Raw genomic sequence first — 16112 nt, 5'->3', positions numbered from 1 at the left:
TCAGGCCTCCGGGGCTTCGAACTTGCTGGTGCGCTGCATGCCGGCGGCCCGGCCCTTGCCCGAGATGACGAGGGCCATCTTGCGGCTGGCCTCGTCGATCATCTCGTCGCCGAGCATCGCGGAGCCCTTCTTGCCGCCCGCCTCGGACGTGCAGTACTCGTACGCGTCCAGGATCAGCTCGGCGTGGTCGAAGTCCTCCTGGGAGGGCGAGAAGATCTCGTTGGCCGCGGCGACCTGGTCCGGGTGCAGGACCCACTTGCCGTCGAAACCGAGGGCGGCGGCGCGCTGCGCGACCTCGCGGTAGCCCTCCTGGTTGCGGATCTGGAGGTAGGGGCCGTCGATCGCCTGGAGGTCGTGCGTACGGGCGGCCATCAGGATGCGCATGAGGATGTAGTGGTACGCGTCCGCCGGGTAGCCCGGGGGCTGCTCGCCGACCACGAGCGACTTCATGTTGATCGACGCCATGAAGTCGGCCGGGCCGAAGATGATGGTCTCTACACGCGGTGAGGCGGCGGCGATCTCGTCGACGTTCACCAGCCCCTTCGCGTTCTCGATCTGCGCCTCGATACCGATCTTGCCGACCTCGAAGCCCATCGTCTTCTCGATCTGGGTCAGCAGCAGGTCGAGGGCGACGATCTGCTGGGCGTCCTGGACCTTCGGCAGCATGATGCAGTCGAGGTTCTGGCCCGCCCCCTCGACGACGGTGACGACATCCCGGTACGTCCAGTGCGTCGTCCAGTCGTTGACGCGCACGACCCGCGTCTTGCCGGTCCAGTCGCCCTCGTTGAGGAACTTCACGATGGTGTGCCGTGCGTCGGGCTTGGCCAGCGGGGCGCAGGCGTCCTCCAGATCGAGGAAGACCTGGTCCGCGGGGAGGCCCTGGGCCTTCTCCAGAAAGCGGGGATTCGAGCCGGGCACGGCCAGGCAGGAACGCCGCGGACGAAGGCGGTTGACGGGCGTGGTCATGCGGGGACCTCCAGGGGGTCGAGCTTGTTCGCTTTCCGGATCTCGTCGACGATACGACCGATGATTCCGGTGATGTCGAAGTCCTTCGGGGTGAAGACCGCGGCCACTCCCGCGGCCCGCAGCTGTTCGGCGTCGGCGTTCGGGATGATTCCGCCCGCGATCACCGGGATGTCGGCGGCGCCGGCCTCGCGCAGCCGCTCCAGCACGTCCGGCACCAACTGCGCGTGCGAGCCGGACAGGATGGACAGCCCGACGCCGTGCACGTCCTCGGCGACGGCAGCGTCCACGATCTGTTCGGGCGTGAGCCGGATTCCCTGGTAGACCACCTCGAACCCGGCGTCGCGGGCCCGCACGGCGATCTGCTCGGCGCCGTTCGAGTGCCCGTCCAGACCCGGCTTGCCCACCAGGAAACGGAGTTTGCCGACGCCGAGGTCGCGGGCGGTCTCCTCGACCTTGCGGCGCACCAGCGCCAGTGCGGTGCCCTCCTCGGCGGTGACCGCGACGGGCGCGGACGAGACACCGGTCGGAGCCCGGAACTCGCCGAACACCTCGCGCAGGGCCCCGGACCACTCGCCGGTCGTGACTCCGGCGCGGGCGCACTCCAGGGTGGCCTCCATGAGGTTGCCGGTGCCCTTCGCCGCCTCCTTCAGCCGCTCCAGCGCCTTGCACGGGCGCGGGTGGTTGAACGGCGGCTGGTAGCGCGTGTCGCGCCAGTGCTGGAGCGCGGCGACGACACGGGCCTCGACCGCCGGGTCGACCGTCTGGATCGCCGCGTCCAGGTCGGCGGTGAGCGGGTTCGGCTCGGTCGACTCGAAGATGTTGACGCCGATGATCTTCTCGGTGCCGCCCTCGATCCGGGCCCGGCGCTCGGCGTGCGAGGAGACGAGCTGCGACTTCAGATAGCCCGACTCGACGGCGGCCATCGCCCCGCCCATCTCCTCGATCCGGTCGATCTCGGCCAGCGACTCCTCGACAAGAGCCGAGACCTTGGCCTCGATGACGTGCGAGCCCTCGAAGATGTCCTCGTACTCCAGCAGGTCGCTCTCGTGCGCCAGCACCTGCTGGATGCGCAGTGACCACTGCTGGTCCCAGGGACGGGGCAGACCCAGCGCCTCGTTCCAGGCGGGCAGTTGCACGGCACGCGCGCGTGCGTCCTTCGAGAGCGTCACGGCCAGCATCTCCAGGACGATCCGCTGGACGTTGTTCTCCGGCTGCGCCTCGGTCAGACCGAGGGAGTTGACCTGGACGCCGTACCGGAAGCGCCGCTGCTTGGGGTTCTGGATGCCGTACCGCTCGCGTGTGATCTCGTCCCAGATGCGGCCGAACGCCCGCATCTTGCACATCTCCTCGATGAAGCGGACGCCCGCGTTCACGAAGAAGGAGATACGGGCGACGACGTCACCGAACTTCTCGGCGGGTACCTGCCCGGAGTCACGGACGGCGTCCAGCACCGCGATGGCCGTGGACATCGCGTACGCGATCTCCTGGACCGGGGTCGCCCCCGCCTCCTGGAGGTGGTACGAGCAGATGTTGATCGGGTTCCACTTGGGCATGTGGGACACCGTGTAGGTGATCATGTCCGTCGTCAGTCGCAGCGACGGCCCCGGCGGGAAGACATGCGTCCCCCGCGACAGGTACTCCTTCACGATGTCGTTCTGCGTCGTCCCCTGCAGCTGGGTGATGTCCGCACCCTGCTCCTCGGCGACGACCTGATAGAGCGCCAGCAGCCACATGGCGGTGGCGTTGATGGTCATCGAGGTGTTCATCTGCTCCAGGGGGATGTCCTGGAACAGCCGGCGCATGTCACCGAGGTGCGAGACCGGAACCCCGACCCGACCGACCTCGCCGCGGGCGAGGATGTGGTCGGGGTCGTAGCCGGTCTGCGTCGGCAGGTCGAACGCGACCGACAGGCCGGTCTGGCCCTTGGCCAGGTTGCGCCGGTACAGCTCGTTGGACGCCTCGGCGGTGGAGTGACCGGCGTAGGTCCGCATCAACCACGGCCGGTCCCTTTCTTTTCGCCCCTGCGCCGGAGGGCGCTCCGTGCCGGCCGGCGCAGGGGCGGTCTGGCGCTCTGTCATCTGGGTGACCTCAGACGTTCCGGAAGCGGTTGATGGCGTCGATGTGCAGCGCGCGCTTCTCCTCGTCGCGCACGCCCAGGCCCTCACGGGGGGCGAGCGCCAGGACTCCGACCTTGCCCTGATGGAGGTTGCGGTGCACGTCGTACGCGGCCTGTCCGGTCTCCTCCAGGGAATACACCTTGGAGAGCGTCGGGTGGATCTTGCCCTTGGCGACGAGCCGGTTGGCCTCCCAGGCCTCCCGGTAGTTCGCGAAGTGCGAGCCGATGATGCGCTTCAGCGACATCCACAGGTAGCGGTTGTCGTACTCGTGGTTGTAGCCCGAGGTCGAGGCGCAGGTGACGATCGTGCCGCCCTTGCGGGTGACGTACACGGAGGCGCCGAAGGTCTCGCGCCCCGGGTGCTCGAAGACGATGTCCACGTCCTCGCCCCCGGTCAGCTCACGGATCCGCTTCCCGAAGCGCTTCCACTCCTTCGGGTCCTGGTTGTGCTCGTCCTTCCAGAACTGGTAGCCCTCGGCGTTGCGGTCGATGATCGCCTCGGCGCCCATCTTCCGGCAGATGTCCGCCTTCTGCTCGCTGCTGACGACACAGATGGGGTTGGCGCCACCGGCGAGCGCGAACTGCGTGGCATACGAGCCGAGACCGCCGCTCGCGCCCCAGATCAGCACGTTGTCGCCCTGCTTCATGCCGGCGCCGTTGCGCGAGACCAGTTGGCGGTACGCGGTGGAGTTCACCAGGCCCGGGGCGGCGGCCTCCTCCCACGACAGGTGGTCGGGCTTCGGCATCAACTGGTTGGACTTGACGAGCGCGATCTCCGCGAGGCCGCCGAAGTTGGTCTCGAAGCCCCAGATGCGCTGCTCGGGGTCGAGCATCGTGTCGTTGTGGCCGTCGGACGACTCCAGCTCGACGGACAGGCAGTGCGCGACGACCTCGTCACCGGGCTTCCAGGCGTTCACGCCGGGGCCGGTGCGCAGGACGACGCCCGCCAGGTCGGAGCCGATGATGTGGTACGGCAGGTCGTGCCGCTTGGTGAGCTCGCTGAGCTTGCCGTAGCGCTCGAGGAAGCCGAAGGTCGCCATCGGCTCGAAGATCGAGGTCCACACGGAGTTGTAGTTGACGGAGGAGGCCATGACGGCCACCAGGGCCTCGCCCGGTCCGAGCTCCGGCACCGGCACGTCGTCCAGGTGGATCGACTTGCGGGGGTCCTTGTCGCGGGTGGCGAGACCGGCGAACATCTCCGTCTCGTCCTTGCGCACGGTGATCGCGCGGTAGGACTCGGGGAGCGGCAGAGCGGCGAAGTCGGCGGACGTGGCGGTCCGCGACTGAATCGCGTCCAGGATTTCCTTCACGGTGGTGCCTCCGGCGATATGCGTCCTGAGGGGGAACGCTGAGGGTTACGTCGGTGCTGCTGCTGTGGGGTGAGGGGTGTGCCGTCGGTTCGGCGGAGGTGTGGTGCTGTGGCAGCGCTTTGTGGCGCAGGAGGTTGCCTGTGACGCAGGCGTCCGGGCGCGCTCGCCTGGGGGTACCCCCGGGCGGAGCCTGGGGGAGGCTTGCGGGGACAGCCGACGTACGAAAGGTCTCTGCACGCCGGCCGCCCGGACAACATCAACGTATGGCACGCCGTGTCACCTGACAAGGCACGCAGTGCCAAAAGCTGCGCTCAGGTGAAATCTTTACGTAACACGTGAGCGATGATCGATCAAACAACCGTTTGATCGATCAAAATGGCCTGCTCAGAGGGGGATGGAGGGCCTGGCAAGAGAGCCGAAAGGGCACGGGACGGGCCGCCGAGGGGGCACGGGGGAGGGCAGGGGGCGACGAGGTGGTCGGAGGACGCCTGCGAGGGAACGTGAGGCCTCTTCATGTTGCCGACAAGGGCACGGGGGGATCGGGCGACTCAGGTGACGCGACAACGCGGCGAGGTGCCGTGCCGGGCGCCGCGGACCCGAGGTGATCCGAACGGCGCCCCCTGGCTGGGCTCGGGGCCGGCCCCGCGCGAGGCGCGCGGGTCGGCGTCCGGGACGGTCGAAGGTGGTTCACTCCTCGGACGGGCGTGACATTTCAGGCCGTCCGGCGATGGGGGACACGCGGCGGAGCCGCGGTTCTGTGACGGAGGGCGCTACGACCGTTCCCGAAGCGCCTGTTCGATGGTTCGCATGACCTGGTCCAGCGGGGCATCGACCCGGGCCACGGTCACCAGGACGTCCCCCTCCGTGAACGAGGAAGCCGGCGCCGTCCGAGGCGCCGCCTCCCGCCCCGCCCCGATCCCGGTCCCGAAGGTCTTCCGGACGATCGAGAAGGCGTGGTCGAGCTGGGACTCGACGTCACCCTGCCCCCCGGCCCGCAACCAGCGCCGTAGGACATGGTTGTGCGCGGTGACCACGGCGGACGCCGCGACCTCCGCGAGCAGCGGATCGTCGTTCGCGTCGTCGTCGTGCGCGTGCTCGTCGAAGTGGCCCAGGAGATACCGGGTGAACAGCCGCTCGTAACGGGCCACGGAGGCGATCTCGGCCTCGCGCAGTGTCGGCACCTCGCGGGTCAGCTTGTAGCGCGAGACGGAGATTTCCGGCTGCGCCGCGTACATCTTCATGACTTCCTTGATGCCGCGGCACACCGTGTCGAGCGGGTGCTCGTGCGCCGGTGCCGCGTTGAGGACGGCCTCGGCGCGGATCAAGGTGTCGTCATGGTCGGGGAAGATCGCCTCTTCCTTCGAACGGAAGTGGCGGAAGAACGTGCGGCGAGCCACCCCGGCCCGGGCCGCGATCTCGTCGACGGTGGTCGCCTCGTACCCCTTGGTCGCGAACAGCTCCATGGCCGCGGCCGCCAATTCACGGCGCATCTTGAGCCGTTGGGCGGCGGCGCGACTGCCTGCGGCACTTTCCGGCGCGTCGGGCGTAGCTGGTGTACGTGAGGACTTGGCGGGCTGGGACATGACCCGAACGTACTGCATGTGCGCAGGAGAACGCGCATGGCCGGGGAACCCCCCGCCCTCCAGGGGCGGGGGGTGTCCGGCCGGGTCGAGCAGTCCGCCCCAGTCGGCGCTGTCACCGAACCAGTCGCCGGGACGCTCAGCGGCGGGCATATTCGCGGAAGCCGCGGCCCGTCTTGCGGCCGAGGCAGCCCGCGGCCACCAAGTGCTCCAGGAGCGGCGCAGGGGCGAGACCGGGGTCGCGGAACTCGCGGTGCAGCACCTTCTCGATGGCCAGCGAGACGTCCAGGCCGACCACGTCGAGGAGTTCGAAGGGACCCATCGGGTACCCGCCGCCCAGCTTCATCGCGGCGTCGATGTCGTCGAGCGTCGCGTAGTGCTCCTGCACCATCTTGATCGCGTTGTTCAGGTACGGGAAGAGCAGCGCGTTCACGATGAAACCGGCACGGTCACCGCAGTCCACCGGGTGCTTGCGGATCTTCGTGCAGACCTCGCGGACCGTGCCGTGCACGTCGTCCGCGGTCAGGACGGTCCGCACGACCTCGACGAGCTTCATCGCCGGTGCCGGGTTGAAGAAGTGCATGCCGATCACGTCCTGCGGGCGCGAGGTGGCGCGGGCGCAGGCGACGACGGGCAGCGAGGAGGTGGTGGTGGCGAGGATCGCGCCGGGCTTGCACACCTTGTCGAGCACCGCGAACAGCTGCTGCTTGACCTCCAGGTCCTCGGCGACCGCCTCCAGGGCGAGATCGACCTCGGAGAAGGCGTCGTACGAGCCCGCCGGGGTGATCAGATCCAGGGTGCCCGCGGCGGCCTCCGCGGTCATCCGGCCCTTGTCGACCGAGCGTGCGAGCGACTTGCCGATCCGGGCCTTGGCGGCCTGCGCCTTCTCCTCGCTGCGGGCGGCCAGGACGACCTCGTACCCGGCCTTCGCGAAGACCTCGGCGATGCCGGACGCCATGGTTCCGGAACCGGCGACGCCGACGGAGCGCACCGTACGACCAGGCGTTTCGGGGCCGCCGGTCAGCGGAGTCAGCGCGTCCCGCACGACGGTCGCGCTGCCGGGAGCCTCGTACGAGTAGAAGCCGCGCCCCGACTTGCGGCCGGTCAGGCCCGCCTCGCTGAGCTGCTTGAGGATGGGTGCGGGCGCGTGCAGCCGGTCGCGGGACTCGGTGTACATGGCCTCCAGGACCGTACGCGCCGTGTCGATGCCGATCAGGTCGAGCAGGGCGAGCGGGCCCATGGGCAGTCCGCAGCCGAGCTTCATCGCGGCGTCGATGTCCTCGCGGGAGGCGTACTTGGCCTCGTACATGGCGGCGGCCTGGTTGAGGTAGCCGAACAGCAGCCCGTCGGCGACGAAGCCGGGGCGGTCGCCGACCGCGACGGGCTCCTTGCCGAGGTCGAGCGCGAGGTTGGTGACCGCCGAGACGGCTGTGGGCGAGGTCAGCACCGAGGAGACCACCTCGACCAGTTTCATCGCGGGCGCCGGGTTGAAGAAGTGCAGGCCCAGGACGCGCTCGGGGCGGGCCGAGTCGGCGGCCAGGCGCGTGACGGAGAGGGCGTTGGTGCCGGTGGCGAGGATGGTGTCCGGGCGGACGATGCCGTCGAGCGCCCGGAAGACCTGCTGCTTGATGTCGTACGACTCCGGGGTCACCTCGATGACCAGGTCGGCGTCGGCCGCGGCCGCCAGGTCGGTGGAGGTGCGGAAGCGGGAGAGGACGTCGTCGCGCTCCTGCTCGGTGAGACGCCCGCGCTGCACGGCGCGGGCGGTGCAGGCTTCCATCGCCGTGACGGCCCGGGTGGCCGCGGCCTCGCTGATGTCGATGCCGACGACTTCGCGGCCGGCCCGGGCGAGGACCTCGGCGATGCCGGTGCCCATCGTGCCGAGGCCGATGACGGCAATGGTCTTGAGCGGGGACAGACGGGTGTCGGACAGGGGAGTGGCCATCGAGGGACTCCAGAAATGAGGGTGACGACTGAGGAGCGCACGCGGGTACGCCGAAAGGAGCGCACGAAGTGCGGGTGGTTGCCGGGCTGACGAGCGCACACGCCCGGTGAATGGTGAAGCCGACCGGCCCTGTCCCGGAGCCACGTCGTACTGAGGTACCTGAAATACCTGAGGTACCGAACCGACTGCTCTCTCGGTGGCTGCGTCACCAGGCCACCGCGAGTAAGACGCGAGTGGGTAACTCGCTCGTCTGAGCTTAACCCGCGAGTAACGAGCGCGCCAGCCCCCGAGTTTGTGATGTAGGTCCCCGTGCTCCAGGAGGCGCCTCTAGGCTCAGTGTTATGGACGAGGAGTTGCGATCACTCACGGAGCGTCTACGAAACGAGGCGGGAGTCTCGGCGATGTACGACCGTCTCCTGGCGACCGAGGACCTCGACGTCGCGGCGGCCGCGCTGACCGAGCCCGGACAGCCGCTGTGGGCAAGGGAGTTGGTCGCCTTTCGGCTCGGAGTCGCCGGGGACGTACGGGCTTTCGAAGCGCTCGTCCTGCTCCTGAACCACCGTGACCCGCAGCGCTGCGCATCCGCCGCCTACGCACTCGCCCGGCTCGGCGATCCGCGCACGGCCCGCGCGGCGGCCGCGCTCGCCACCAACGAGCTGCGCGTCGCCTACGCCCTCCATCCGGTACGGCTCCTGGTCGAGCTGCGCGCTCCCGAAGCCGTACCCGCGTTGATCACCACGCTGCGACGCAGGCTGCGCCCGCAGGATCCGTACCGCCGAGTCGCGCTCGCCTGTGTGGAGGGGCTGGGCGCGATGGCTGACATGCGGGCGAGACCCGTCCTGAACGAGGCGCTCGCGCATCCGGCGCTCGCCGAGGCGGCGGTGCGGGCGCTGGCGCGGCTGCCGAAGTGACGTCGCCGTCGCGGTGAACGGGGGGCCCGCCTTCGGCAACCGGGTGCCTCGATGCCGTCTCTCGCCCGGCAGACGAATTGGGGCCCCGCCTCCAGCCCCCGCTTCGGCCCGGCCTAGGGCCTGTCCGGCGGATCAGGTTGCAGGGAAGCACCGGCACCTCGTAGGTGCTGGTGAGCGGGGCTTGGTGCGTGCGGCTGCAAGGCGGAGGAGGGAGGCGACGCGATGGGGGTCCCCCCGCTCGAGCGAAGTCGAGAGTGGGGGAGTCGTTGACCGACGACAACGCCGCAGATGGGCGTGCCAAGCCCCGCGTCTGCGGCATGATCCGCCGGACAGGCCCTAGTCCTCGAACGCCGTACGGACCGGTTGTCCGGCCGGGGCTGAAGATGTGCCCGGCAGGACCGCGGCGGGCGGCCGCCGGGCCGCCTCCCGCAGCGCCTCGTCGGCCGGGCTCACCGCCTCGTCGCACTGCAGACGGCCGGACCTGCTCCGGGCGGGGCGCGGCGGGGTGCTTCGAGCGTAGTCCGTGGTGTCCGAAAGGGAGCGGTCGGAACCGGAAAGATGTTCCCCTGCTACCGGCGCGCCCCCGAGTCGGTGAGCGCACGGACGTACCGCACCTCGGGCACCACGGCACCGTCCACGTCGAACGGCTCCTCCGCGCCGTCGGGGCCGAACCCGGCCCGCTCGTAGAACCGTCGTGCCCCCGCGTTCTCCCTGAGGACCCACAGCAGCATCCGCTCGTGCCCGGCGTCGGCACAGCGGCCGACCGACTCCCGCAGCAGCGCGCGTCCCACCCCGTCCCCCACCCGGTCGGGATGGACGTAGACGGCGTACAACTCGGCGTCCTCGGTGTGCACTTCGCCGTCCCGATACGGGCCGTGACAGGCCCAGCCGACCACTTCGCCGGCCCGCTCCGCGACCAGGTTCACGACCGCGCCGCCGTGCGTGAACAGCATGCGCTGCCGGGCCGCGTCCTGCTCCACGCTGAGCGCGTCGAGGTAGGGCTGGGGTAGCAGCCCCTGGTACGCGGTCTGCCAGCCGCGGACGCGGATCTCGGCCACGCGGTCGCAGTCGGCGAGGGTCATTTCACGGATGCGGGTGCGGTCGTCCATGCCGGCGCCCGGGTGAACGCGGTCAGGCCCGTCGGGGAGGGGAACGCGGGTCGGCTCACTCATGCGTCCATGGTGGACCATGGGTCCGACAACGCCCCCGACGGGCCGCCGTGGACGTGCTCAGCCGTGGAAGCCGAGCAGCCCGTGCAGCGTCGAACCTTGCGACGTGGTGGACGTCACCCTCGTGCTCAGCGGCTTGGGGTCGGGCAGCTTCTTGCACACCGCGTCGACCTCACCACCGCCGCGCGGCACCTTGCCGTCGGCCAGATACGCCTCCAGATGCTTGTCCAGGCAGGTGTTTCCGCTCAATACGATGCCGTGGTTCCCGCCGCCCTCCTCGACCACCAGGCTGGAGCCGCGCAGTTCGCGGTGGACCGTCACGCCACCCTCGTAGGGAGTGGCCGCGTCGTTCGTGGCCTGGAAGAGCAGGCTGGGCGGCAGGGCGTCGTTGGAGACGTCCACCGGCCGCACCGAATCCGTGGGCCAGAACGCGCACGGCGCGTTGTACCAGGCGTTGCTCCAGGCCATGAACGGCGCCTTTTCGTGCACCGCCCAGGTGTCCTTGCGCCACTGGTTCCAGTCGCGCGGCCAGGACGCGTCGCGGCACTGCACCGCGGCGTACACGCTGTAGCCGTTGTCGCCCGCGGCGTCGATGGCGCCGAAGTTGCCATAGGCCTTGACGAGCGGCTCCTCTTTCTTGTTGTTCGCATAGGCCGCGAACGCCTCGGCGAGGGTGGGCCAGTAGCCGTTGTAGTAACCGCCCGGGAGGAAGGTGTCCTCCAGCTCGGAGGCGCCCACCTTCTTCTGGGCGGGTTTCTCGGCCAGCGCCTTCCGCATCGCGTACCACTTGGCCTCGACCACGGCCGGGTCCTTGCCGAGCTTGTAGGTCGCGTCGTGCCGGGCGACCCACGCCATGAAGGCCAGGTGGCGGTCGTTGAAGGCGTAGCTCTGGCCGAGGTTGTCGTCGTACCACACACCGTCGGGGTCGACGACGGAGTCGAGCACCAGGCGCCGTACCCGCTCCGGGTAGAGCTTTCCGTACACGGCGCCCAGGTAGGTGCCGTACGAGTACCCGAAGTAGTTGATCTTCTCGGCGCCGAGAGCGCTCCGGATCGAGTCGAGGTCGTGGACCGCGCTCACCGTGTCGATGTACGGCAGCAGGTTCGCGTACTTCTTGCCGCATGCCTTGGCGAAGGACTCGGCGCGGTCGAGGTTGGCCTTCTCCATGGCCGGTGTGCTGGGCAGGGAGTCCACGCGCACCGGGCCGAAGTGCTTGGGCTTGCAGTCCAGGGCGGGCTTGCTCGCGCCGACACCGCGCGGGTCGAAGCCGATGACGTCGTACTGCGCCGCGACCTTCTTGGGCAGCGAGGATGCGACGAATCCGGCCATCTGGAGCCCGCTGCCGCCGGGGCCGCCCGGGTTCACCAAGAGCGGCCCCTGGTACGTCTCCGCGGTGTGCGGGACGCGTGACAGGGCGAGTGTGATGCGCTCGCTGAGCGGGTCGGAGTGGTCGAGCGGCACCTTCAGGGACGCGCATTGGAGCGTCGGGTAGTCGGCGGTGCCGCACTTCGTCCAGCTGAGCTTCGCGGTCTGGGTGGTGCGCGGTGCGGTCGCGGAGCCGGCGCTCGCGTCGGCGGGGATCGACGTGATCATCCCGGCCACCACGGCGGCAGCCCCGCACAGAGCAGCTGCGCGTTTCGTCATAAGGCCTCCCAGGACGGAGGATTCTGAGCCGTGCAGGCCACGGCCTTCGCGGCATCGTCCCGGAATGGAGGCCCGGAATAACTCGTTGTGTAAAGACTTGACCCGATTGGGTCGTGGGATGCGCTCGGATGCCGTCAGAGCAGCGTGAGCTGGGTCGGCTCGGCAGCGGTCGGCTCCGGCGCGGCGGGCTCGGGGGCCGTGATCCTGCGGGGCATCCCCGCGCGCGTGGGGCCGATGCCGTACTCCTGAGCCAGCTCGTGGACCTGACGGGTGATCCGGCGCTGGTACCACTTCGGGGCGTACGCGCCCTCCGCGTACAACCGCTCGTAACGGCGCACGAGATACGGGTGGTGGCGCTCCAGCCAGGCCATGAACCATTCGCGGGCGCCGGGCCGCAGATGCAGCACCAGCGGGGTCACGGAGGTGGCCCCCGAGGCCGCGATCGCGCTGACGGTGGCGCGCAGTTGAGCCGGGTGATCGCCCAGGAAGGGGATCACGGGGGCCATCAGGACCCCGCAGTCGATGCCGTGGTCCGTCAGGGTGCGTACGACGTCCAGGCGGCGTTCCGGGGCCGGTGTGCCCGGCTCGACGGTGCGCCACAGCTCGAGGTCGGTGAAGCCCACGGAGACGGAGATCCCGACGTCGGTGACCTGGGAGGCCTGCTCGAGGAGGTCGAGGTCGCGCAGGATCAGCGTGCCCTTCGTCAGGATCGAGAAGGGGTTCGCGTGGTCGCGCAGGGCCGCGATGATGCCGGGCATCAACCGGTAGCGGCCCTCGGCCCGCTGATAACAGTCGACGTTGGTGCCCATCGCGATGTGCTCGCCGTGCCAGCGGCGCGAGCCGAGTTGCCGACGCAACAGGTCCGGGGCGTTGACCTTCACCACGATCTGGGAGTCGAAGTCGATGCCCGTGTCGAGGTCCAGGTAGCTGTGCGTCTTGCGTGCGAAGCAGTACACGCACGCGTGCGTGCAGCCCCGATAAGGGTTCACGGTCCACTCGAAGGGCATGCGTGAGGCCCCCGGCACCCGGTTCACGATCGAGCGGGCCCGGATCTCGTGGAACGTGATGCCACGGAACTCCGGGCTGTCGAAGGTGCGGGTGGTCACCGCGTCCGCGCCGAACAGCGCGGCGTCCCGGGCGCGGTCCCCGGCGGGGTCCACTGTCAGGTTCTCCCAGCGCATGACGCCTCCTCGGTAGCACGGACCACAGAATAGAACACATGTTCCCTTGATCGTGCGACCCGGTATTTCGCGCCCCGTCGGGGACCCCGATTTGGGCGGCCGGACCGCGTGGTGGTTGGCTTTCCGCGAACCCCGAGAGAACAAGTGCTGGAGGAAGTGCCATGGCGCAGGTCGAGGCGACGACGGAGCGGGTCATCGCGGCGGACGCGGAGGCGGTGTTCGACGCCCTGGCCGACTACAGCGGCACACGCGCGAAGCTGCTGCCCGAGCACTTCAGCGAGTACGAGGTGCGCGAGGGCGGCGACGGCGAGGGCACCCTCGTCCACTGGAAGCTCCAGGCCACCAGCAAGCGCGTCCGCGACTGCCTGCTCGAGGTGAGCGAGCCCACCGACGGCGAGCTCGTCGAGAAGGACCGCAACTCCTCCATGGTCACCACCTGGCGGGTCACCCCGGCCGGCGAGGGCACGTCGCGCGTCGTCGTCAGCAGCGTCTGGAACGGCGCGGGCGGCATCGGCGGCTTCTTCGAGAGGACCTTCGCGCCCAAGGGCCTTGGCCGGATCTACGACCTGGTGCTCGACAAGCTCGCCACCGAGACGCAGAAGTAGCCCAATGGCCACTTGGTCGAACTCCTGGTCCAAGAGGCAACTCTCCGGGGCGTGTTGTCACCCTCACCGTTTCGAGTGGATCTCCTCGCGGCGCGGCATTATGCCGTAACTCGTCGCGCTTGCTCGTAGTTGTCGCGATAAGCGGGAATTGTGCAGTGGGCGCGACGAAGTGAGTGCGACGAGGGGAGCGGTAGTGGGCGGGATCACTCTGGTGCAGGACGAACCGGCTGCCGCGCCCCCGCAGCACTCCGCTCCGGCGGCGGCCGAGTCCGCCCGACTGAGCCCGCGACAGGTGCGGTTGGTCTTCTTCGGGCTCATGCTGGCGCTGCTGCTCGCCGCCCTGGAGCAGATGATCGTGGCCACCGCGCTCCCGAAGATCGTCGGCGAGCTGCACGGCCTGGACAAGATGTCCTGGGCGATCAGCGCCTATCTGCTGACGTCCACCATCGGGCTCCCGGTCTACGGCAAGCTCGGCGACCTCTTCGGCCGCAAGGGCGTCTTCCAGTTCGCGATCGTCGTCTTCGTGATCGGCTCGGTGCTCGCCGGCCGCTCGCGCACGATGGACCAGCTGATCGCCTTCCGCGCGCTCCAGGGCGTCGGCGCGGGCGGCCTCATGATCGGCGTGCAGGCGATCATCGCGGACATCGTGCCGCCGCGCGAACGCGGCCGCTTCATGGGCCTGATCGGCGCCGCGTTCGGCCTCGCCTCGGTCGCGGGCCCCCTCCTGGGCGGCTACTTCACCGACCACCTCTCCTGGAGGTGGTGCTTCTACATCAACGTGCCCTTCGGTCTGCTCACCCTGGCCGTCGTCACCGTGGTACTGAAGCTGCCCAAGCCCCTCGGCAGGGGCCGCGTCGACGTGCTCGGTGTGCTGCTGCTCGCCGCCGCCTCGACCTGCCTGGTCCTGCTGACCAGTTGGGGCGGCACCGAGTACGCGTGGGACTCGCGGGTGATCCTGGGACTCGGCGCGGGCGCGCTCGCCGCGACCGTCCTCTTCTTCGTCGTGGAACACTTCGCCGTCGAACCCCTCATCCCCTTGCGGCTGTTCAGGGACGGCATCTTCAACATCACCGGCCTGGTGGGCCTGGTGATCGGAATCGCCCTCTTCGGCGCCGCCAGCTATCTGCCGACCTTCCTCCAGATGGTCGACGGTGCCAGCGCCACCGAGTCCGGACTGCTGATGCTCCCGATGATGGGCGGCATCGTCGGAGCCTCGGTCGTCTGCGGTCAGCTCATCACCCGCACCGGCCGCTACAAGATCTATCCGGTCCTCGGCAGCGCCCTGTCGGCCGTCGGCATGTGGCTGCTCTCCCGTCTCGAAGTCGACACGCCCCGGCTGCACTACAGCATCTGGATGGCCGTCCTCGGCACCGGTATCGGCATGGTGATGCCGGTCCTGATCCTCGCCGTGCAGAACTCGGTACGCCCGGCCGACCTCGGCTCCGCGACCAGCGCCAACAACTACTTCCGGCAGATCGGCGGCAGCGTCGGCGCCGCGATCTTCGGCACCCTGTTCGCCCACCGGCTCTCGGACGAGCTCGCCGATCGCCTGCCGGCGCACCCGGGCACCGGTCTCCCGGACCCCGAGGCCCTCACCCCGCAGCTCGTCCACGCGCTCCCGGCCCCTCTGCGCGACGACTACATCGGGGCCTACGCGGAGGCCATGCCGCGGATCTTCCTCTACCTCGTGCCGGTGCTCGTCCTGGGCCTGTTCATCGCCTTCTTCCTCAAGGAGAAACCTCTGGTGTCCCACAACGCCCCCACCGCCGAAGCCGAGTCCGCACACCTCACGCAGATCCCCCAGGCCCGCGCGTCGTACGCCGCCGGGATCCCCGTCTGCGGCACCGTCCAACACCCCGACGGGACCGTCGTGCCGCGCGCCGCGCTCACCCTCATCGACGTGACCGGACAGCAGATCGGGCGGGGCGCCAGCGGCGACGACGGGCGGTACGCGCTCTCCACGCCCGGCTCGGGCTCGTACGTCCTCATCGCCGCGGCCGGGGGCCACCAGCCGCAGGCCGTCTCGGTGACGGTCGGCGAGCGCCCCGTGGAGCTCGACGTCGTCCTCGGCGGTGCGGGACGCCTCGCCGGGAGCGTGGTGACCGCGGACGGCACCCCGGTGCGCGACGCCATCGTCACGCTCACCAACGTGCACGGGGAGGTGGTGGCCACCACCCGCAGCGGGCGCGAAGGGGGCTATGCCATCACGGAGCTGGTGGCGGGCGAGTACACCCTCGCCGCCAGCGCGCCCGCGTTCCGCCCGGCCGCGCTCCCCGTCAGCGTGCAGGCCGCCCGCGAGACCCGCCAGGACGTCGAACTCGCGGGTGGCGCCGTGCTGCGCGGCACCGTGCGGGCCGGTGGCGGACGGCCCGTCGAGGACGCCCGCGTGACGCTCCTGGACGCGGCAGGCAACGTGGTGGACACGCTCACCACCGGCGCCGACGGAACGTTCCGGTTCATCGACCTGTCCTCCGGCGAGTACACCGTCATCGCGGCCGGCTATCCGCCGGTGGCCACCGTGCTGCAAGTGGCCGGTGGCGGACGTACGGAGCGGGATCTGCAACTCGGCCACGAGGACTGATCCCGTCCACGGAAAGAGCCGGGTGCGCCGGAGCCGCCCCCTGGAGAGGTCAATTCCCGTATTGCCACACATGGCGACAGGCCGCCGCCGTACGGTAGTGGAGG

Annotated in this window: 11 protein-coding genes; 3 read left to right on the top strand and 8 right to left on the bottom strand. The window is 69.7% G+C overall.

From position 1 onward, the window contains the following. The 5 genes from AB0D57_RS20425 to AB0D57_RS20405 all read right to left on the bottom strand — a co-directional run bounded on the left by AB0D57_RS20425 (position 1) and on the right by AB0D57_RS20405 (position 7917). A complete protein-coding gene (locus tag AB0D57_RS20425) occupies positions 1 to 966 on the bottom strand; it encodes a CoA ester lyase (protein ID WP_362074411.1) in 966 nt (321 codons plus the stop codon). After that, positions 963 to 3044 (bottom strand): protein meaA, encoded by a 2082-nt coding sequence (locus tag AB0D57_RS20420; protein ID WP_362074408.1) that lies wholly within the window; start codon positions 3042 to 3044, stop codon positions 963 to 965. Before AB0D57_RS20420 ends, AB0D57_RS20425 begins: the two co-directional genes overlap by 4 nt. Positions 3045 to 3054: 10 nt before the next feature. Continuing rightward, on the bottom strand, positions 3055 to 4392 hold the full coding sequence (ccrA, locus tag AB0D57_RS20415; RefSeq protein ID WP_362074405.1) for a crotonyl-CoA carboxylase/reductase: 1338 nt from the start codon (positions 4390 to 4392) through the stop codon (positions 3055 to 3057). A 770-nt stretch (positions 4393 to 5162) separates the two neighbouring features. Next, complete coding sequence (locus AB0D57_RS20410; protein ID WP_362074402.1) at positions 5163 to 5975, bottom strand: TetR family transcriptional regulator; 813 nt, start codon at positions 5973 to 5975, stop codon at positions 5163 to 5165. A 136-nt stretch (positions 5976 to 6111) separates the two neighbouring features. Then, on the bottom strand, positions 6112 to 7917 hold the full coding sequence (locus tag AB0D57_RS20405) for a 3-hydroxyacyl-CoA dehydrogenase family protein (protein WP_362074399.1): 1806 nt from the start codon (positions 7915 to 7917) through the stop codon (positions 6112 to 6114). A 341-nt stretch (positions 7918 to 8258) separates the two neighbouring features. Between AB0D57_RS20405 and AB0D57_RS20400 the strand changes: the two genes are divergently transcribed. Then, positions 8259 to 8828 (top strand): adenylosuccinate lyase, encoded by a 570-nt coding sequence (locus AB0D57_RS20400; protein ID WP_362074396.1) that lies wholly within the window; start codon positions 8259 to 8261, stop codon positions 8826 to 8828. 569 nt (positions 8829 to 9397) lie between these two features. Here AB0D57_RS20400 and AB0D57_RS20395 read toward each other — a convergent pair. The 3 genes from AB0D57_RS20395 to AB0D57_RS20385 all read right to left on the bottom strand — a co-directional run bounded on the left by AB0D57_RS20395 (position 9398) and on the right by AB0D57_RS20385 (position 12822). Then, entirely contained in the window at positions 9398 to 9937 is a 540-nt protein-coding gene (locus tag AB0D57_RS20395; protein WP_362074561.1) for a GNAT family N-acetyltransferase, read from the bottom strand. Between the two features lie 120 nt (positions 9938 to 10057). Then, a complete protein-coding gene (locus AB0D57_RS20390; protein WP_362074393.1) occupies positions 10058 to 11641 on the bottom strand; it encodes an alpha/beta hydrolase in 1584 nt (527 codons plus the stop codon). Positions 11642 to 11775: 134 nt separating this feature from the next. Then, a complete protein-coding gene (locus tag AB0D57_RS20385) occupies positions 11776 to 12822 on the bottom strand; it encodes an Rv2578c family radical SAM protein (RefSeq protein ID WP_362074390.1) in 1047 nt (348 codons plus the stop codon). 161 nt (positions 12823 to 12983) lie between these two features. Here AB0D57_RS20385 and AB0D57_RS20380 point away from each other — a divergent pair, with 161 nt between their 5' ends. Both AB0D57_RS20380 and AB0D57_RS20375 read left to right on the top strand, forming a co-directional pair. Then, complete coding sequence (locus AB0D57_RS20380) at positions 12984 to 13427, top strand: SRPBCC family protein (RefSeq protein WP_362074387.1); 444 nt, start codon at positions 12984 to 12986, stop codon at positions 13425 to 13427. 193 nt (positions 13428 to 13620) lie between these two features. Further along, on the top strand, positions 13621 to 16008 hold the full coding sequence (locus AB0D57_RS20375) for an MFS transporter (protein WP_362074384.1): 2388 nt from the start codon (positions 13621 to 13623) through the stop codon (positions 16006 to 16008). Positions 16009 to 16112: the final 104 nt, after the last annotated feature.

The organism is Streptomyces sp. NPDC048275, assembly GCF_040652275.1.
Lineage (GTDB): Bacteria > Actinomycetota > Actinomycetes > Streptomycetales > Streptomycetaceae > Streptomyces.
Note: the sequence above shows the minus strand (reverse complement) of the source record. Positions and strands in the feature narration are given on the sequence as shown.